Origin of the sequence: Rhizobium sp. 25PS6 (assembly GCF_032464655.1) — a bacterium.
Lineage (GTDB): Bacteria > Pseudomonadota > Alphaproteobacteria > Rhizobiales > Rhizobiaceae > Rhizobium > Rhizobium laguerreae.
Genome location: NZ_JAWDIV010000008.1, coordinates 252,637 through 269,051, shown reverse-complemented (window position 1 = coordinate 269,051; position 16,415 = coordinate 252,637). Strand labels below are relative to the sequence as shown.

The window sequence follows — 16,415 nt, the reverse complement described above, 5'->3', positions numbered from 1 at the left end:
CGAGACCTCCAGAAACCGCTCCACCGGCTGACGGCGGCCCCCCCGCGACCGACCTTAATAGGACAGCTTTGGATACCAGTCCGGTGCCCGGCCTTCGGGCGTCGCATCGAGCAAGGTCCAGAGCGGCATCAGGTCGGGCGCGCCGCGCGGATCCTCGCCCGGGTCGGCCGTCGCCTCGCCCATCTCCTCACTCCAGAAATGGCGGATGGTGCCGTCGCGCCGTGTGAAGACGTTGAAGGCGGCACCGTCGCCGCCGTCCGTGCCGATCGCGCGATAGTCGCGGCTGTAATCATCCGTCATGTCGGAATAGAGCGGCAGATGGTGCCAGCCGCGCTCCTTCTTGAAGGCGAGCAGCCTTTCAATCGGCGAGCGGGCGACGACGGCAAGGGCGGCGCGCTGCTGGATATCAGGCACTTCGCCGTCCCAGGCCGACAGCAGCGAGGTGCACATCGGGCACGGGCGCTCGCGTTGCGGGCCGAACATATAGCTGTAGACGATCAGCGAGTCCTTGTCGGCGAAGAGTTCGGCAAAGGAGATCGGCCCATCGCTTCCTTCGAAGCGGTATTCTTTCGTCACTTCGCCGCCCGGCGGCAGCGCCCGGCGCTGTCTTGCCACGCGCTCGATATGCCGGCGCAATTCGATCTCTTCGGCCAGCAGCGCGTCGCGGGCGCTGCGATATTCCTCGCTCTCATTGGGGAACCGAACACCATTCTTGGCCGCGAGCACGGCGGCGGGGACCAGATGCTGATTATCCATGACGATATCCTCCTTCTATTGCCGCGCGTCTCAGACGCGCAAAGGACATGCTGAAACCACGACCGGGTCGCAGCACATCATTACAAGGACGATCGGCTGATGCGAAAATCGACAGAGCCGACGAAAAATATTCGCCCCGCGCTTTGGCCGGCTCGGCGCCGGATCGCCAAAGCCAAGCAAATCAAGATCGCGCGTTCCGAAATGCGGATCATCGAACCAGCTCATGATCAGCATCGCGCCCTTCCTAGAGGACGCCGCCGACCATGCAGCCGCTCATTGACCTGCGCATGCAGCGGAACGAGAGTGCTGTATCACGCAGGAGCCCGTGAACTCAATTCACCGTCGGCTGCGAAACTCAGTGAACGGTGATCACCGGAATGCCAGCTTCGTCGGCGGCACGGATAAGCGCAGCTCGCGCGTCCTCAGCCGGAATTTCCCCGTGAATTGCATTTCGACACGCCCTAATCGCTATAAGATATTCTTCTCCGTCGTCGATCGGCCAGCTAACCATCAGCATCTCGGCAGCCTGGCAAAGAGTTGCGACAAGCTTGTATTTTTCCGGCCCATTCACAACGAGCATCAGAGGGGCAAACTCTCCGGATGTGTGCCAATTCATGACATTAGGTCTCCCCACGGTAAACATATTAGTAACCGTGCAAGAACCGTTCCGTGATCTTCGCAGGCGTGCCGAAGCTCGTTTCGGCGGCCGCATAATGGAAAGGAGAACATTTGCTAAAGGGCGCTTTAGTCGCCTCAGCATCGCCCGCGTCAGCATGGGCAGCTGTTGGCAGGGAAACGGTCGCCGGCCTCATTACCCGCCATGCTGAAGCCACCAAAGCCGCCGACATGTTTATACCAGACGCCTTTCCCGTTTTCTGCCTCCTCAGCAACTCCAACTGATCCGCGGCGGTATCAGCGAGCGCGGCGTGCCTCTGCAACCGGAAACACTTCATCAGCAGAGCGGCAAAAAGAGATCCCGTAGTCGCCTCCTGCTCCGGCACGACAGACGCGGGACGTCCCGCTCTGTTGCCAATGCATGAGTCTCTTTCCCGCAGTTGCCAACCTGCCGCAAGATTGCCTTTGACACGTCGCGATAAACAATATATCTACATGGCTATATAGCCATGTGGTGATATATGAAAAGCAACCTCGATACGATTTTCTCCGCACTCGCCGATCCCACGAGGCGAGCAATTCTTGGGCGGCTTGCGAACGGCAAGGCGACGGTGGCCGAACTCGCTGATCCCTTCGAGTTGTCTCAGCCTGCCATATCGAAGCATCTCAAGGTCCTGGAACAGGCCGGATTGATCCGCTCCGGCCGTGAAGCGAATTCGCGTCCCCGCGTCCTCGAGCCGGCCGCGTTGAAGACGGTTGCCGATTGGATCGCCGATTACAGACGCTTCTGGGATCAAAGCTTTGATCGTCTCGATGACTATCTGTCCAAGGTACAAGGATACGACAATGACTAATCCAGAGACCAACACCGACAACACCCGCGACCTGGTTCTTGTCCGAAAGTTCGATGCTCCATGCGATCTGGTTTTCAGGGCATGGACCGACCCAAAAGCGTTGGCACAATGGTGCGGTCCGCACGGTTTCAAGGCGGTGGGCGAGCGACTTGAAGCCTGGCCCGGCGGTAGACACCGCGCCTGTCTGATCGCGCCAGATGGAGAAGAACATTGGGTCGGCGGACAATATCTGGAGGTCGAGCCGCCGCACAGGCTTGTCTTCACACATGCCTGGGAGACCGCAACCGGCGAAAATAGCCCGGAAACAGTCGTCACCATCACCTTCAGGGAAAGCGGCGGAGGCACGGAAATGACTTTTCGGCAGAGTGGATTTGATAGCGCATCGTCACTTGAGGGTCATGAGGACGGCTGGTCGCAAAGTTTCGAGCGATTGAGCTTGTTTCTCGGGACTGAACCCGAAGGGCGAGATCATGCCTAAGGCCGCGATGAAGCTCTATTATTGCGAGACGCTCAATCCCCGGAAGGCCTGCGCCGCCGCTCGTTTTCTCAAAGCAGACGTCGAGTTCGTCAGGGTTGACCTGGCAAACGGAGAACAGCGCACCGCAAAATTCCTGGCGCTTAACCCGAACGGGAAAGTCCCGGTGCTGCAGGATGATGCCGGAACTTTATGGGAAGCGAACGCGATCATGTGCAGGCTGTCTGACAGCGTCGCATCGGATTTCTGGCCGCATGACCACCGGCAGATCGACGTGCTGCGCTGGTTGAGTTGGGATGCCAGTCACTTCACCCAGCACGGGGCAACGCTGTGGTTTGAAACCTTGATCAAGCCGTTGTTCGGCGGGGAGCCTGACGTCACCGTGATCGAAAATGCGAAGACGAGTTTTCGGCTCCATGCTCGCGTGCTCGACGATCATTTGGCCGAGAACAGCGTCGCCGTCGGGGCGACACTGACTGTGGCAGACTTCGCATTGGCCGCTGCACTTCCTTTTGCAACCGCCGCCGGGATTCCACTCGCCGAGTTTCGGCATATCCAAGCGTGGTACGGACGGCTTGAACAACTAGATGCGTGGCGAAACCCTTTCCCCGCGTAAGAGGGTACGGCCGCTTCCGCTTCGCTGGCGCTAGGCCTCTCCAAAGTCTTTTCCGCCACTTGGCAAAGATGCCGGGTTCGCTTCATGCGCTATGCACTAGCTCATGCCGGTGGCCGACGCGTGTTCAGCTCTTGCACGTTTGCACGAAGGTTGGAAATCAAAAAGGGCGCTCGACCCTTGCGGGGAGCGCCCTTATCCTGTCGGACAACGAACAGTTCGACGACGTCGATACCGCGCGCATCCATTTTTCAGGCAGGACGGGTATATGGACCCTTTCCGCCGTGGTTTCAAGAGGCGGTTCAGCGGTTCTACATGATAATTGACCCTAGAACAGGATCAGATTTTATGCCGGGTCGGCCTAAAATCTGATCCTGATTTAAATCAAAGAAGCAGAGCATGATGTCGTCCGAAAACCGCTCACACTTTTCGGCATCATGCTCTAGTCGATCAGGAGGCGACCCCGGTGATCGGATTGACCACGGGTCGTTCGCTTTTGTCCCTGACCCCAGCCGGCTGCACCACCGGCGGCGCCACCGATTCTGCGTCGGCGGGCTCCGGCTTTTCAGGAACGGCGCCGACATCTTTGGGGCGCCGCTGCTCGGGCTTTACGTTTTGATCATTCGTCGACATTGTCAGTCTCCTTTCCAGGAAGAAGTCACGGCCGTCGACATGGTTCCGGCGATGGGATGGAGGATTTACCGATGCTTGACAGGTTTCTGCTGCAAGGCCCTCAGGATGCGCGCTTCACGATCCTTCTTGCGCATGGCGCCGGCGCACCGATGGATTCGGCATCGATGACAGCAGCGGCAATTGCACTCGCCGGCGTTGGCTTCCGTGTGGCCCGTTTCGAATTCGCCTATATGGCCGCCCGCCGCACCTCGGAAGGCCGCAAGCCGCCGCCGCGCGCCGAAACGCTCAATCCCGAATATGAGGCGGCCATTGAAGAGCTCGGCGCCAGCGGCCCTCTGATCATCGGCGGCAAGTCGATGGGCGGCCGGGTTGCCAGCATGATCGCCGACGATCTTCATCGCCAGGGGAAGATCGCCGGCCTGCTCTGCCTTGGCTATCCCTTCCATCCGCCCGGCCAGCCGGAGAAGCTGCGCACCGGCCATCTGACAGGGCTAACGACGCCCGCGCTGATCTGCCAGGGAACACGCGACGAATTCGGCACGCGGGACGAGGTGCCGGGCTACGATCTGTCCGACAGGATCGAGATCCTCTGGCTCGAGGATGGCGACCACGATCTCAAGCCGCGCAAGACGATCTCCGGTTTCTCTAGTGCCGATCACCTCGCCACGATGGCGAAGACGGCAAAGGCATGGGCCGAACGATTGCCGGTTTGAGCGTCCCTCATATCCCCGGCGCCGGCTCGCGGCCGCCGCCGTCAGGCAGCAAGCTTCCTGACATCGATGCGCCGGTCGGTGGCTGAAACGGTGATTTCGAAGTGGTCGGCCTGCACCACGCCCTGAATATTGCGCGGCCGGTGGGCGACGATGGCCACTCCGCTTCTCAGCCGGACACTGTCATAGAGGATACCGGCGCCGCCGCTCGAACGCACCTCTTCTCCCAGCATCTGCGATGCCGCATAGCTGGTGCCGTCATAGACATCGGGCCGTAGCGTCTGCTCTCCGCGAATGTCGAGATAGTCCCCAAACAGAGTGGCCGCGTAGCTTCGATAGGTGCGCGCCATCGTCACCACCCCGCGCGCGACAGCTTCGCGCCTGAGATGATGGCCAACTTCGGCGGCGGCTGTGCGGAGATCGTCGGCTGCATACCAGGCGCCGAGATCGGGGCCGTTGAAGCGCATTCCTCCCGGCGCAACATGCAGGAATGCCGCCATGACAATGCTGGCATTGGCAACGCCATAAACCCATTGGTCCTCGGGAAGCCGTTGGAGGCGGTCGGCGACGAGGCGGTCGTTGGTCCAGCCGACGAGTTCCATCACGGCTTCGAGATCGGCCGCCCTCGTCACCGTCTCAAAAAGTCCGATTGGCGGAAATTGCGACGGGATCAGCCGATACGATGGACGTGGCGCCTCAGCAAAGCGGTCGCTCACCTGAAGACGATGTCCGCATCTTCGTAAGGTGTGAAAGCTTCGTCGAGCATATTCGGCTGCATGTAGAGACCGCCGCGGGCACCGTCGAGAAACCGGCGTACGGTCATCAACCCGTCCTGGGTCCCGTTCGTCACAATATCAAGCGGCGGATGCCCGCCGAAAACCGGCGCCTGGTGCGGTGTGCGCAGCCAGGCGACGCCGGCGCGTTCATCGGAAAAAAGCACGCCGAGCGCCTGATGGATGCCGAGAACGGCCGAGATGCGGGTCAGCGTATCGACATCGAGCGTGAAAGCACCGTGCTCGCGCGCCTGTTTGGTCCAATTGTGATAGGTCGACCGAGAGGGATAGCCGAGCATGAGCAGACGCTGCTCCTCAGTCAGCCCCCAGAGATCGGCGATCGCCAGAAAGGTTCGCAGGGCCGGGGCGCTCAGCCTCTTGCGGTTGGCCGGAGCAAACCGGTCCATTTCCAGCCGCTGTGGCCCCTGGCTTTCCCGTTGCTCCCGTCGTGCATGCCGCATGAAAGCCTCCTGTCTTGAATTAGACTTAGTCCAAATCTGGGCATTCATCAAGCGAATTTAAAGGCTCGCCTCGCCTGCCGCCTCCCGGATCGTCTGCATCAGGATCGATTGCGGCAGAGACGGCACCGCATCGGCGCGCATCGTCAAGCCGACCGGCCCCTTGGTCTCGCCGGTATCGACGGGCAGAAGCGCCAGCCGCCCGTCGGCGACATCGCCGGCCACGACGCCGTTGGAAATGATCCAGATCGCATCGCTTGCCCTGAGGAAAGCGCGGCCGAAGGAATCCGACACCGTCTCGATCTGGTTCGGAAGGCTGGAGACGCCGTTGGCGATCAGGAAATTTTCAACCACCGGCCGGATGATCGAACCCCGCGTCGGCATCAGCACCGTGTAGTTGCCGAAGCCGGCAAACGGCGATTGCCGCCCCTCGAGCAGCGGATGGCCGGCGCGCACGGCAAACACCACCTGCTCGGAATAAAGATGTTCGAAGGAAAAGCCCGCCATCTTCTCGGCGCCGGCCAGGCGTCCGACGACGAGGTCGAGGTCGCCGACGTGAAGCTGCTCCAGCAGCACCGCGTTCTCGCCGGTGACGATCTTCACCCGGCTCCAGGTCTTTTCCTTGAGGAAGAGTTCCATCGCCCGCGGCATGATGCGCGATGACACCGTCGGCAGCGCGCCGATCCGGATCGGCGGCGCATCGGAAAACTGCTCCTGCGAGACGGAATCGAGACCCTGGCGCAGCGCCGTCAGCGCAGCACCTGCGTGGCGCAGGAAGACCTCGCCGTAGCGGGTGATCTTGATGCCGCGGCCGTCGCGCTCGAAGACATCGACACCCAGCACCTGTTCCAGTTCGCGGATCGTCTTGGTGACCGCCGGCTGGCTGACATGCAGCAATTCGGCGGCCTTCATGACGCTCTTCTGCCGCGCCACCTCGACAAAGGTTTGCAGATGGCGGAACTTGACGCGGCTGTCGATCATCGCTCGCATAACTCCAGGGTTATCGAAACGCCCATAAATATCATTTTACTTAACCGGATCAACCAGTCAATTTCACCATTCAGGAGGAGAGTGACGTGCAATTCGCCCGCATAAACGACGTGACGATCCATTATCAGATCATTGGTGCCCCTGCCGACAGGCCGGTGATCGTCTTTATCAACTCGCTGGGCACCGATTTTCGCATCTGGCGCGACGTCGTGGTGCAGCTTGCCGGTGAATTCGCCATCGTGCTTTACGACAAGCGCGGCCACGGCCTTTCCGATGTCGGCCAGCTTCCGTCATCGATCGAGGACCATGCGACGGATCTCGCCGGCCTGCTCGATCTGCTGTCGGTCAAGGATGCCGTCATCTGCGGCCTCTCCGTCGGCGGCCTCATCGCCCAGTCGCTTTATCACCGCCGGCCGGATCTGGTCCGTGCGCTCATCCTTTGCGACACCGCCCACAAGATCGGCACGGCGGAGAGCTGGAACGCCCGCATCGCCGCCGTCGAGCAAAATGGCATCGCCAGCATCGTCGACGCCATCATGGAGCGCTGGTTCACGCCCGCCTTCCGCCGGCCCGAGAGCACTGCCTATGCCGGCTATTGCAACATGCTGACGCGCCAGCCCGTCGAGGGTTATGTCGCCGCCTGCGCCGCAATCCGCGATGCCGATTTTACCGAGGTTGCAAAGACGATCGCTGTCCCGACGATCTGCATCGTCGGCGATCAGGATGGCTCGACGCCGCCCGATCTCGTGCTGTCGACCGCAAGGCTGATCTCAGGCGCCCGTTACGAGATCATCCCTGATTGCGCGCACATTCCCTGCGTCGAACAGCCGGAGGCGCTGACGGCGATCATCCGCGCCTTCCTCACATCCATTCCGCCTGGAGAACTCAGCCCATGAATGAAACCGCGTCCCCTTCCGAGCGCTATCGCCAGGGCATGGCGACCCGCCGCGCCGTGCTCGGTGACGCCCATGTCGACCGCGCCGCCACTGCCGCGACGGAGTTCGACCGCCCCTTCCAGGAGTTGATCACCGAAGCCGCCTGGGGCCATGTCTGGTCGCGCCCGGCGCTGACGAAGCGCGAGCGTTCGATCGTCACGATCGCTCTGCTTGCCGCGCTTGGCCAGGACGACGAGGTTGCCATGCATGTGCGCGCCACAGCCAATACGGGGGCGACCCGCGAGGATATCTGCGAGGCGCTGCTGCATGTGGCGATCTATGCCGGCGTTCCCGCGGCCAATCACGCGATCAAGATCGCAAAGCAGGCCTTTGAACAGATGGACGCCGAAAAGGCGGCCTGAGGGGAGGAACATGTCCGAACGACCGAACCGCAAGCCCGAGACCGGCGGCTTCTTCGCCCGCGACCGCGCCTGGCATGCGCCGGCGCTGACGCCTGGCTACAAGACCTCCGTGCTGCGCGCGCCGCAGCGCGCCCTGTTGTCGCTCGATGGCACGATTTCCGAGACCACCGGCCCGGTCTTCGGCCATTCGATGATCGGCGAACTCGATAACGACCTGATCCTGAACTACGCGCAGCCAGGCGAAAGTGCGATTGGCGAGCGCATTATCGTCCACGGCCGCGTGCTCGACGAGCGCGCCAGGCCGGTCGCCGGCACCTTGGTCGAGTTCTGGCAGGCCAATGCCGGCGGCCGCTATCGCCACAAGAAGGAAACCTATCTGGCGGCGATCGACCCGAATTTCGGCGGCTGCGGCCGCGCCATCACCGACGAGGATGGCCGCTACCATTTCCGCACCGTCCGCCCCGGCGCCTATCCCTGGCCGAACGGCATCAACGATTGGCGTCCCGCCCATATCCATTTCTCGATCTTCGGCCATGGTTTTGCCCAGCGCCTGATCACCCAGATGTATTTCGAAGGCGATCCGATGATCTGGAAATGTCCGATCGTCGGCACGATCCCCGACAGAGCGGCGATCGAGCAGCTGATTGCGCCGCTCGACTGGGGCAATACCATTCCGATGGATTCACGCGCCTATAAATTCGACATCGTGCTGCGCGGCCGCCGCTCGACGATGTTCGAAAACAAATTGGAGGGCAACTGATCATGCAGCAGCTCGGCTACCTCAAGGAAACCCCGTCGCAGACGGCGGGCCCCTATGTTCATATCGGCCTGACGCCGAATTTCTGCGACATCTCGGGTGTCTATGACACCGATCTCGGCATCGCGATGGTCAACAACAAGACGCTCGGCGAACGCATCACCGTCACCGGCCGCATCTTCGATGGCGCCGGCGCATTGGTGCGCGATGCGGTCATCGAAATTTGGCAGGCCGACAGCGCCGGCCTCTACAACAGCCCGTCAGAGATGCGCGGCGCCGCCGATCCCAATTTCACCGGCTGGGGCCGATGCCCGACCCGCGCCGAGGACGGCGTCTACAGCTTCGAAACGGTCAAGCCCGGCCACGTCCCCTTCAAGGACGGCCGCAGACAAGCCCCGCATATCACCTTCTGGATCGTCGCCCGCGGCATCAATATCGGCCTGCACACGCGCATGTATTTTCCGGAAGAAGCGGAGGCCAACGCCGCCGACCCGCTGCTTTCCCGCATCGAACATCGCGAGCGCGTCGCAACGATGGTCGCCACCCGCGACGGCGCAACCTGTCATTTCGACATCCATCTGCAAGGTCCGAAGGAAACGGTGTTTCTCGATATTTAAAGGCCGGCGTCGCGATTGGCTTGCTGGGGCGGTTGTCTGCAGGTAGCGTTCCCCAGGGGGATGTGCCGTACGAGATCACCTGGCCATAAAGCGCGGCGCCGCCTCGAGTCCCTTCTCCCCAGCGGAGAAGGTAGCGGCAGCCGGATCAGGGGCCACCACCACAAACCGAGACGATCATGACCGCATCGCCCTTCGACCACCCCTTCATCTCCGGCCTGCTCGGCGACGACGAAATCGTGCCGTATTTCTCTGCCGAGGCGGATATCCGGGCCATGCTCTCCTTCGAGGCCGCACTCGCCAAGGCTGAAGCCGCTCATGGCCTGATCCCTGCCGAAGCCGCAAGGCGCATCACGGACACCTGCACTGCCTTCTCGCCCGATGTCTCCAGTCTTCGATCGGCTACGGCAAGGGACGGTGTCGTCGTTCCCGACCTCATCAAGCAGCTGCGCACCGATGTCGGAGAGGAAGCGGCAAAAAGCCTGCATCTCGGCGCGACCAGCCAGGATGTCATCGATACCAGCCTGATGATCCGCCTGAAGGCCGTCGTCTTCGTGTTTGCCGGCCGGCTTTCCACTATTGCCGCAGGGCTCGATGCGCTCGACCGGCAGTTCGGCCGGAACCAGCTGATGGGTCATACCCGCATGCAGGCGGCGATCCCGATTACCGTCTCCGACCGCCTCCGCGCATGGCGGGAGCCGCTGACGACCTATCGCGACCGCCTGACCGAGCAGAGTTTTCCCATCCAGTTCGGGGGTGCGGCCGGCACGCTGGACAAGCTCGGGTCGCAGGCCGCAGCCATCCGGGGCTCGCTCGCCCAGGAACTCGGCCTCACCGATGCGCCGCAATGGCAGAGCGGGCGTCTGCCGATCGCCGATATTGCCGGCCTGTTCGCGTCGATATCGGGCAGTCTCGGCAAGATGGGCCAGGATATCGCGCTGCTTGCCCAGGCCGGCGGCGAGATCGAAATCTCAGGCGGCGGCACCTCGTCGGCGATGGCGCACAAGCAGAACCCCGTTTCCGCCGAGGTCTTGGTCTCCCTCGCCCGCTTCAACGCCACTCTCCTATCGGGCGTCCACCAGTCCCTTGTGCACGAACAGGAACGCTCCGGCGCTGCCTGGACGCTCGAATGGCTGCTGCTGCCGCAAATGACGATGTCAACCGCCGCCAGCCTGCGGCTGGCGAAGGAGCTGACGGGGAATATCAGGCGGCTTGGATCGCTTTAGCTCAGAACCTGAAGCCCGTGCTTCTGCACGATCGAGAGCAGCTTCAGCGCGATTCCGCTCGGCCGCTTGGCACCGCTTTCCCACTTCTGCACCGTGGATTCGCTGGTATTGAGATATCGTGCGAAAACGGGCTGGCTGACGTGATTGCTTTCCCGCAGTGCCTTGATCTCTTCAGGATCGAGAACGCCCGGCGAAACGAGGCAACTTTCGTCGAAGGAGCGCATCGTTTCCTTGTCGATTGTGCCGGCGTTGTACATGGCCTCGACTGAACTGTGGATCGCTTCGAAAGCATCGCTTTTGAATTCACGCTTCGTCTTCATCATCTACCTCCACGAGCGCGCCGGCTCGAAGTTCGGTTTCGATATCGGATGCTGTTTTCTTGCGGTACAAAGCAGCAAGCGCCTTGAAAGCCAGTAGCTCCGCGTCGTCGATATTCGCGCGATCCTTCTTGGCGAAAAGATAGGCGAACACCCAAAACCGTCCGGCATTCGCCAAGACGATCGAACGATGACGGTTGTCTTTCAGACGCTTCTTGAAGACACCGCCGCCCAGATCGTCGGCCTTGCCTTCCGCTGCCTGCCTGATAGCTTCGCGCGATTCCGAATCCGATATATGCGCCTTGCCGCCTTGGTAAACCAACCCGTCTTGTATATGCGCCCGACCATAGGTTTATCTAGCACCAGGTGCTATACTTATCAAGACGAGCGTGACCTCCGCTCGCAAGCTTTTCTTCCCCTCAACGGAGCAGCCCCGTGACCTTCCCCCTCTTCGATCTCTCCGGCCGCCGCGCCCTCGTCACCGGCTCCAGCCAGGGCATCGGCCATGCATTGGCGATCGGGCTTGCCGAGCATGGCGCTTCGATCATCATCAACGGCCGCAACGCGCAGAAGGCGGAGGCCGCCGCCGAGGATATCCGTCGCAGCCATCGCCATGCCGTCAGCGCCGCCTTCGACGTCACCGATGCGGAGGCCAGCCGCACCGCCATCGCCTATATCGAGGCGGAGATCGGCCCGATCGACATCCTCGTCAACAATGCCGGCATGCAGTTCCGCACACCGCTGGAGAACTTCCCGGTCGACAAATGGGACGAGATCTTCAAGACCAATGTCTCCAGCCTGTTCTATGTCAGCCAGCCGGTCGCCCAGGCGATGATATCGCGCGGCCGCGGCAAGATCATCAACATCGCCTCCGTCCAGGCCGAACTCGCCCGTCCCGGCATCGCGCCCTATACCGCGACCAAGGGCGCGGTGAAGAACCTGACGCGCGGCATGGCGACCGACTGGGCCAAATACGGCCTGCAGGTCAATGCGATCGCGCCCGGCTATTTCCGCACGCCGCTCAACCAGGCGCTGGTCGATGATCCCAAGTTTTCTGGTTGGCTGGAAACCCGCACGCCGGCCGGCCGCTGGGGCGAGGTCAAGGAACTCGTCGGCGCCGCCGTCTTCCTCGCCTCGGATGCCTCCTCCTTCGTCAACGGCCACATGCTGACGGTCGACGGCGGCATCACCGTCTCGCTTTAAATTCGCATCATCCGAGTTTGGCGATCGCCCGCAGATTGTCGGCCGTCGTTGTCGGGAATTCGAAGAATTCGAGATAGGCGGGGATCTGTTCGAACAACATGTCCGTGCCAACCTGAAATGCACAGCCGCGCGCCCGCACGGCCTCGAGAAAAGGGGTTATCTCCTTCGTCATCACGACTTCGCCAACGAAGGTCGATGGCGAGATGCGGTCGATATCGATCGGCAGCGGGTCACCCCGTCGCATGCCGAGAGGTGTCGCATTGACGACGATGTCGAAACCATCAGGATCGGCGGAGCCAACCGTCACCTCAAGGCGCGGATAATATTTCTTCAGCCTGTCCAGCAGCGCGGTCGCGGTCGTCTCGTTGGCGTCGAAGATGGCGAGATGCTCCACGCCCGCCTGTGCCAACGACGCCGCGATCGCCGAGCCGACGCCGCCGGCGCCCGCAATGAGCGCATGGGCTCCTTCAACCTTTTTGCCCTTGCGCAACACGCCGCGAACGAAGCCCTCGCCATCGAACATGTCACCGATCAGCCTGCCGTCCGAACCGAGGCGCACGGCATTGCACGAGCCGGCGACTTTCGCACTGGTCGACGTTTCGTCGAGCAGCGCCATCGTCGAAATCTTGTGCGGCATCGTGATCAGAGCACCGTGGATATTGGATAGCCGGAACAGAAGCTTCAGAAACGCCGGATAGTCCTCCGGCCTGCAGCCCATCGGCACGACGACGGCATCAATTCCGTTCTCCTCGAAGTACGGATTGTAGATCAGCGGCGCCTTGAAGGACTCCGTCGGATAGCCGAGGTGCGCGATGAGTTTGGTCGTCCCGGTGATCATGTGGTCAGACTTTCTGGGGATCGGAAGAGGCGCTGGCGTTAGAGAGGTGGATCATCTGTCCCCAGCGCGCCGATCTCTTGATCGCTTCGACGACCCTGAGAGTGGCGAGGCCCTCCCGGCCACTCACCAGAGGCGTGGCATCGCCACGAATGACGTCGCAAAAGTGTCTGAGCTGAACGCAAAGGGGATCGGCTGCTGCGTAAGGCACGCGCTCCTGGGCAAGCTGCTCCAGCCAATCGGGCTTCGAGGGGCTTGTCCAAAGTGTCGGATCGGGAATTCCGAGCGAACCCTTGGTGCCGCCGATCTGGTAGCAGAATTGATCGTAACGGGGAAAGGCGGGGTTTTCGCCGGTGGTCGTCTCCCAGCTCCAGGGCGCGGTCGCGGCATCACTGCCGTTGAGGGTGGCAAGCACCCCGCTTGCAAAACGCAGCGTGACGACGGCCGTATCCTCGACGGCATGGTTCCGCACGGCGTGCGATTCCATCGCATGGACGGCGTCGACTTCTCCGAAGAGATATCGGAAGAGATCGACATCGTGGATCAGGTTGACGAAGACCGGGCCGGCGCCCGCTTCGCGCCGCCAGGGGATATCGAAATAGTCGTCGGGCTTGGCGACCCAGAACGTGCCGTGCACCGTGACGATCCGGCCAAGCCTTCCGCCGTCGACGATCTGCTTGACCGCCTGGATCATCGGATTGTGGCGCCTGTGATGGCCGACCAGCAGCGGTATGCCTGCCTTCTCGCCGGCGGCAACCAGTGCTGCGGCAGCATCGACATCGTCGGCGATCGGTTTCTCGATCAGGACAGGGATATCGGCAGCGACGATCTCCATCCCGTTCTCGACGTGAAGCTGGTTCGGCGTTGCCACGATCACGCCGTGAGGCCGGTCCTCGACGCGAATGTCCGAGAAGCTCCGGTACCATCGGGCGCCGACAGTCTCGGCAAAGTTGCGACCGGCGACGGAAGGATCGATCACCGCCGAGAGAACGGTTCCGGGCTCGGACATGACACGCTCGACGTGGCGCCTGCCGATCAGGCCGGCTCCCATGACTGCAATCTCCAGCGGCTTCATTGCCGGCTCCCTTAATTTGCCAGACGCATCGACCTTGAGACGCCTCACTTCCGCAGGATTTCTCCGAGGAATTTCCTGGTTCGCTCATGCTGTGGGTTTGTGAAGAACTCGGCCGGCGGGGCTTCCTCGACGATCGCACCGCTGGCCATGAAGATCACGCGATCTGCGACCTGGCGGGCAAAGCCCATCTCATGCGTGACGCAGATCATCGTCATGCCCTCGTCGGCCAGCGCGATCATCGTATCCAGCACCTCCTTGACCATCTCCGGGTCAAGCGCCGACGTCGGCTCATCGAACAGCATGACTTTCGGCCGCATGCAAAGCGCGCGAGCGATGGCGACACGCTGCTGCTGGCCCCCAGAAAGCTGCACCGGATATTTGTCGGCCTGCTCCAGGATCTTGACCCGCTCGAGCAGGCCGCGTGCCCGTTCCTCGGCCTCAGCCCTGCCGACGCCAACTGCCTTCATCGGCGCCAGCATGCAGTTCTGCAGCACGGTCAGATGCGGAAACAGATTGAACTGCTGGAAGACCATGCCGACCTCACGACGGATCGCATCGATGGTCTTGGCCTGATTGCCCAGAAGAATCCCGCCGACGCGGATTTCACCTTTCTCGTAGGTCTCGAGATGGTTGATGCAGCGAATGAGCGTCGACTTGCCGCTGCCGGAAGGCCCGCACAAGACGATCCTCTCGCCGCTGCGAACCGATATGTTGATGTCGTGCAGGGCTTGAAAAGCGCCATACCACTTCTCCACCCGCTCCATGGTGATCATGGTTTCTGCGCCTTGAGCAGGACTGGGACTGGTCATCGGTAGAACTCCATATTGGCGGGCTGGACCGCATCGAAGACGAGGGATGCGGATCAGCGCGCAGAGGCGGCAAACTTTCGTTCGAGGCGCGCGCCAAGAATCGTCAGTGGGCAGCACATCAGGAAATAGAGAATGCCGACGATGCCGAAGACCGTCAGCGGTTGGAAGATCTGGTTGGAGATGATGTTGCCGGCCCGCGTCAGCTCGGTGAAGCCGACGATCGACGCAAGCGAGGTGCCTTTGATCAGCTGCACGAGGAAACCGATCGTGGCCGGCAGCGAAATGCGCAGCGCCTGCGGCAGGATGACATCCTTCATGCGCGAGATGTATCTGAGGCTGAGAGCCTTTGCCGCTTCCGTCTGGCCGCGCGGGACCGCTTCGATCGATCCGCGCCAGATCTCGCCGAGATAAGCGCTGGCATGCAGCGTCAGTCCGATGGCGACAGCCACCCAGGCATCGAGCATCAACCCCACCAGCGCCAGGCCGTAATAGACGACGAAAAGCTGCATCAGCAGCGGGGTTCCCTGGAAGACGGCGATATAACCAGCCGTGACGCGTTCCAGCAGCGGTATGCCCGAGGCACGGGCAAGGGCGACGCCGAGCCCTGCAATGCCGCCGCAGACAAAGGCGACGGCGGACAGGACCACGGTCCATTTCAGGCCGATCAGGAGGAAGACGAATTCTTCGTGACCCATGGAATTCCTCCTACTTGACCGGATATTTGAAGTAGCGCGCCGAAAACAGCGCGAAGATGCGCATCATCAGCCAGGAGATCACGAAATAGAAAACCGTGACGGTGAAGTAGACCTCGAAGCTCCGGAAGCTCTCCGACTCGATGCGCTGCGAAACGGAGGTCAGTTCATAGGCCGAAATCGCCGATGCGATGCTGGTGGTCAGCGTCAACAGGACGAACTGGCTGGTCAAAGACGGATAGATCGCCCGCAATGCCGGCTTGAGGATGATCAACCGGAAAACCTGAGCCTTGTGCAGACCAAGCGCCAGACCCGCTTCCATCTGTCCCTTCGGGATCGACTGGACGCCGCCGCGAATGATCTCGATCGCGTAGGCGCCGCCGTTGATGCCGAGCGCGATAATCGCCGTCGGTGTCGGATCCAGCCTGATGCCCGTGAGCGGAAGCGCGAAGTAGATGAAGAAGATCTGCACCAGAAACGGCGTGTTGCGGATCAACTCGACGAAGGCGATGACCAGCCATCGCGCCGGCTTCAGGGCGGAGTCGCGGAGCGCAACGCCGCCAATTCCGATGATGATCGCCAGCAGCATCCCACAAATGGCAAGCAAGAATGTCCCGAGGCAGCCGAGCAGAAGGCTCGGCAGGCCATCTATGACCGGGGTGAAATCCAACTTATAATTCATGGCGATCCTTCTGGTCCGTCTTCCTGAAAAT

22 protein-coding genes and 2 pseudogenes are annotated in these 16,415 nt (G+C 61.6%); 10 read left to right on the top strand and 14 right to left on the bottom strand.

The window, feature by feature from the left end; all coding sequences use genetic code 11:
* Positions 1–54 precede the first annotated feature (54 nt).
* From RWK44_RS14190 to RWK44_RS14180, 3 genes and pseudogenes are all read right to left on the bottom strand, one after another.
* The gene (locus RWK44_RS14190) at positions 55–756 is read right to left on the bottom strand and encodes a DUF899 family protein (protein ID WP_131662387.1); all 702 of its coding nucleotides are present in this window, start codon (positions 754–756) and stop codon (positions 55–57) included.
* 153 nt (positions 757–909) lie between these two features.
* Positions 910–999: pseudogene (locus RWK44_RS14185) on the bottom strand (nucleotidyl transferase AbiEii/AbiGii toxin family protein); the annotation flags it as partial.
* A 112-nt stretch (positions 1,000–1,111) separates the two neighbouring features.
* Positions 1,112–1,372, bottom strand: a complete 261-nt coding sequence (locus RWK44_RS14180; protein ID WP_316028970.1) for a DUF982 domain-containing protein — start codon at positions 1,370–1,372, stop codon at positions 1,112–1,114.
* A 520-nt stretch (positions 1,373–1,892) separates the two neighbouring features.
* Here RWK44_RS14180 and RWK44_RS14175 point away from each other — a divergent pair.
* From RWK44_RS14175 to RWK44_RS14165, 3 genes are read left to right on the top strand one after another with little or no spacing between them, the layout of a single operon-like run.
* On the top strand, positions 1,893–2,225 hold the full coding sequence (locus RWK44_RS14175; RefSeq protein WP_131662389.1) for an ArsR/SmtB family transcription factor: 333 nt from the start codon (positions 1,893–1,895) through the stop codon (positions 2,223–2,225).
* The gene (locus RWK44_RS14170) at positions 2,218–2,703 is read left to right on the top strand and encodes an SRPBCC family protein (RefSeq protein ID WP_316028969.1); all 486 of its coding nucleotides are present in this window, start codon (positions 2,218–2,220) and stop codon (positions 2,701–2,703) included. Before RWK44_RS14175 ends, RWK44_RS14170 begins: the two co-directional genes overlap by 8 nt.
* Positions 2,696–3,316 (top strand): glutathione S-transferase family protein, encoded by a 621-nt coding sequence (locus tag RWK44_RS14165; RefSeq protein WP_205930176.1) that lies wholly within the window; start codon positions 2,696–2,698, stop codon positions 3,314–3,316. The genes RWK44_RS14170 and RWK44_RS14165 overlap by 8 nt, the downstream gene beginning before the upstream one ends.
* A 447-nt stretch (positions 3,317–3,763) precedes the next feature.
* On the opposite strand, the gene RWK44_RS14160 is transcribed toward RWK44_RS14165, so the two are convergent.
* A complete protein-coding gene (locus RWK44_RS14160) occupies positions 3,764–3,946 on the bottom strand; it encodes a hypothetical protein (protein ID WP_316028968.1) in 183 nt (60 codons plus the stop codon).
* A gap of 71 nt (positions 3,947–4,017) precedes the next feature.
* Between RWK44_RS14160 and RWK44_RS14155 the strand changes: the two genes are divergently transcribed.
* A complete protein-coding gene (locus RWK44_RS14155) occupies positions 4,018–4,659 on the top strand; it encodes an alpha/beta hydrolase family protein (RefSeq protein ID WP_020052965.1) in 642 nt (213 codons plus the stop codon).
* Between the two features lie 41 nt (positions 4,660–4,700).
* Here RWK44_RS14155 and RWK44_RS14150 read toward each other — a convergent pair whose 3' ends face one another.
* Genes RWK44_RS14150 through pcaQ form a run of 3 tightly spaced genes read right to left on the bottom strand, consistent with a single transcriptional unit; the run spans position 4,701 to position 6,868 of the window.
* Positions 4,701–5,372: an RES family NAD+ phosphorylase gene (locus RWK44_RS14150; RefSeq protein ID WP_131662393.1), complete on the bottom strand. Its 672-nt coding sequence runs from the start codon at positions 5,370–5,372 to the stop codon at positions 4,701–4,703.
* Entirely contained in the window at positions 5,369–5,890 is a 522-nt protein-coding gene (locus RWK44_RS14145; RefSeq protein ID WP_316028967.1) for an MbcA/ParS/Xre antitoxin family protein, read from the bottom strand. Before RWK44_RS14145 ends, RWK44_RS14150 begins: the two co-directional genes overlap by 4 nt.
* Positions 5,891–5,947: 57 nt before the next feature.
* Complete coding sequence (pcaQ, locus tag RWK44_RS14140) at positions 5,948–6,868, bottom strand: pca operon transcription factor PcaQ (RefSeq protein ID WP_316028966.1); 921 nt, start codon at positions 6,866–6,868, stop codon at positions 5,948–5,950.
* A gap of 95 nt (positions 6,869–6,963) precedes the next feature.
* Between pcaQ and pcaD the strand changes: the two genes are divergently transcribed.
* From pcaD to RWK44_RS14115, 5 genes are all read left to right on the top strand, one after another.
* Positions 6,964–7,773, top strand: a complete 810-nt coding sequence (gene pcaD / locus RWK44_RS14135) for a 3-oxoadipate enol-lactonase (protein ID WP_221988657.1) — start codon at positions 6,964–6,966, stop codon at positions 7,771–7,773.
* A complete protein-coding gene (gene pcaC, locus RWK44_RS14130; RefSeq protein WP_027665740.1) occupies positions 7,770–8,174 on the top strand; it encodes a 4-carboxymuconolactone decarboxylase in 405 nt (134 codons plus the stop codon). The genes pcaD and pcaC overlap by 4 nt, the downstream gene beginning before the upstream one ends.
* A gap of 10 nt (positions 8,175–8,184) precedes the next feature.
* Complete coding sequence (gene pcaH, locus RWK44_RS14125; RefSeq protein WP_316028965.1) at positions 8,185–8,934, top strand: protocatechuate 3,4-dioxygenase subunit beta; 750 nt, start codon at positions 8,185–8,187, stop codon at positions 8,932–8,934.
* A 2-nt stretch (positions 8,935–8,936) separates the two neighbouring features.
* Positions 8,937–9,548 carry a protocatechuate 3,4-dioxygenase subunit alpha gene (gene pcaG / locus RWK44_RS14120; protein ID WP_222010988.1) on the top strand — a complete coding sequence of 204 codons (612 nt, stop codon included), beginning with the start codon at positions 8,937–8,939 and terminating at the stop codon, positions 9,546–9,548.
* A gap of 176 nt (positions 9,549–9,724) precedes the next feature.
* Entirely contained in the window at positions 9,725–10,771 is a 1,047-nt protein-coding gene (locus tag RWK44_RS14115) for a 3-carboxy-cis,cis-muconate cycloisomerase (RefSeq protein ID WP_316028964.1), read from the top strand.
* On the opposite strand, the gene RWK44_RS14110 is transcribed toward RWK44_RS14115, so the two are convergent.
* Together RWK44_RS14110 and RWK44_RS14105 are read right to left on the bottom strand one after the other, a co-directional pair.
* A complete protein-coding gene (locus RWK44_RS14110; RefSeq protein WP_222010986.1) occupies positions 10,768–11,091 on the bottom strand; it encodes a helix-turn-helix domain-containing protein in 324 nt (107 codons plus the stop codon). The two genes, RWK44_RS14115 and RWK44_RS14110, sit on opposite strands and share 4 nt — an antisense overlap.
* Positions 11,075–11,436 (bottom strand): annotated as a pseudogene (locus tag RWK44_RS14105) (type II toxin-antitoxin system RelE/ParE family toxin). Before RWK44_RS14105 ends, RWK44_RS14110 begins: the two are co-directional and overlap by 17 nt.
* An 87-nt stretch (positions 11,437–11,523) precedes the next feature.
* Between RWK44_RS14105 and RWK44_RS14100 the strand changes: the two are divergent.
* Positions 11,524–12,291, top strand: a complete 768-nt coding sequence (locus tag RWK44_RS14100; protein ID WP_316028963.1) for an SDR family oxidoreductase — start codon at positions 11,524–11,526, stop codon at positions 12,289–12,291.
* 7 nt (positions 12,292–12,298) lie between these two features.
* On the opposite strand, the gene RWK44_RS14095 is transcribed toward RWK44_RS14100, so the two are convergent.
* Genes RWK44_RS14095 through RWK44_RS14075 form a run of 5 tightly spaced genes read right to left on the bottom strand, consistent with a single transcriptional unit; the run spans position 12,299 to position 16,384 of the window.
* The gene (locus RWK44_RS14095) at positions 12,299–13,129 is read right to left on the bottom strand and encodes a shikimate dehydrogenase family protein (RefSeq protein WP_316028962.1); all 831 of its coding nucleotides are present in this window, start codon (positions 13,127–13,129) and stop codon (positions 12,299–12,301) included.
* A 4-nt stretch (positions 13,130–13,133) separates the two neighbouring features.
* On the bottom strand, positions 13,134–14,201 hold the full coding sequence (locus tag RWK44_RS14090; protein ID WP_131662400.1) for a Gfo/Idh/MocA family protein: 1,068 nt from the start codon (positions 14,199–14,201) through the stop codon (positions 13,134–13,136).
* A gap of 44 nt (positions 14,202–14,245) precedes the next feature.
* Positions 14,246–15,010, bottom strand: coding sequence for an amino acid ABC transporter ATP-binding protein (locus RWK44_RS14085; RefSeq protein ID WP_130804499.1), 765 nt, complete (start codon positions 15,008–15,010; stop codon positions 14,246–14,248).
* Positions 15,011–15,063: 53 nt separating this feature from the next.
* Positions 15,064–15,705: an amino acid ABC transporter permease gene (locus RWK44_RS14080; RefSeq protein WP_131662401.1), complete on the bottom strand. Its 642-nt coding sequence runs from the start codon at positions 15,703–15,705 to the stop codon at positions 15,064–15,066.
* A 10-nt stretch (positions 15,706–15,715) separates the two neighbouring features.
* A complete protein-coding gene (locus RWK44_RS14075) occupies positions 15,716–16,384 on the bottom strand; it encodes an amino acid ABC transporter permease (protein WP_017991876.1) in 669 nt (222 codons plus the stop codon).
* Positions 16,385–16,415: the final 31 nt, after the last annotated feature.

Coding starts and splice junctions, on each gene's coding strand:
- RWK44_RS14165 (WP_205930176.1), top strand. CDS start 2,696: ATGCCTAAGGCCGCGATGAAGCTCTATTATTGCGAGACGCTCAATCCC.
- pcaG (WP_222010988.1), top strand. CDS start 8,937: ATGCAGCAGCTCGGCTACCTCAAGGAAACCCCGTCGCAGACGGCGGGC.
- RWK44_RS14075 (WP_017991876.1), bottom strand. CDS start 16,384: ATGAATTATAAGTTGGATTTCACCCCGGTCATAGATGGCCTGCCGAGC.
- RWK44_RS14110 (WP_222010986.1), bottom strand. CDS start 11,091: ATGAAGACGAAGCGTGAATTCAAAAGCGATGCTTTCGAAGCGATCCAC.
- pcaC (WP_027665740.1), top strand. CDS start 7,770: ATGAATGAAACCGCGTCCCCTTCCGAGCGCTATCGCCAGGGCATGGCG.
- RWK44_RS14180 (WP_316028970.1), bottom strand. CDS start 1,372: ATGAATTGGCACACATCCGGAGAGTTTGCCCCTCTGATGCTCGTTGTG.
- RWK44_RS14115 (WP_316028964.1), top strand. CDS start 9,725: ATGACCGCATCGCCCTTCGACCACCCCTTCATCTCCGGCCTGCTCGGC.
- RWK44_RS14090 (WP_131662400.1), bottom strand. CDS start 14,201: ATGAAGCCGCTGGAGATTGCAGTCATGGGAGCCGGCCTGATCGGCAGG.
- RWK44_RS14190 (WP_131662387.1), bottom strand. CDS start 756: ATGGATAATCAGCATCTGGTCCCCGCCGCCGTGCTCGCGGCCAAGAAT.
- RWK44_RS14175 (WP_131662389.1), top strand. CDS start 1,893: ATGAAAAGCAACCTCGATACGATTTTCTCCGCACTCGCCGATCCCACG.
- RWK44_RS14085 (WP_130804499.1), bottom strand. CDS start 15,010: ATGACCAGTCCCAGTCCTGCTCAAGGCGCAGAAACCATGATCACCATG.
- RWK44_RS14155 (WP_020052965.1), top strand. CDS start 4,018: ATGCTTGACAGGTTTCTGCTGCAAGGCCCTCAGGATGCGCGCTTCACG.
- RWK44_RS14145 (WP_316028967.1), bottom strand. CDS start 5,890: ATGCGGCATGCACGACGGGAGCAACGGGAAAGCCAGGGGCCACAGCGG.
- pcaH (WP_316028965.1), top strand. CDS start 8,185: ATGTCCGAACGACCGAACCGCAAGCCCGAGACCGGCGGCTTCTTCGCC.
- RWK44_RS14170 (WP_316028969.1), top strand. CDS start 2,218: ATGACTAATCCAGAGACCAACACCGACAACACCCGCGACCTGGTTCTT.
- RWK44_RS14080 (WP_131662401.1), bottom strand. CDS start 15,705: ATGGGTCACGAAGAATTCGTCTTCCTCCTGATCGGCCTGAAATGGACC.
- RWK44_RS14095 (WP_316028962.1), bottom strand. CDS start 13,129: ATGATCACCGGGACGACCAAACTCATCGCGCACCTCGGCTATCCGACG.
- pcaQ (WP_316028966.1), bottom strand. CDS start 6,868: ATGATCGACAGCCGCGTCAAGTTCCGCCATCTGCAAACCTTTGTCGAG.
- RWK44_RS14160 (WP_316028968.1), bottom strand. CDS start 3,946: ATGTCGACGAATGATCAAAACGTAAAGCCCGAGCAGCGGCGCCCCAAA.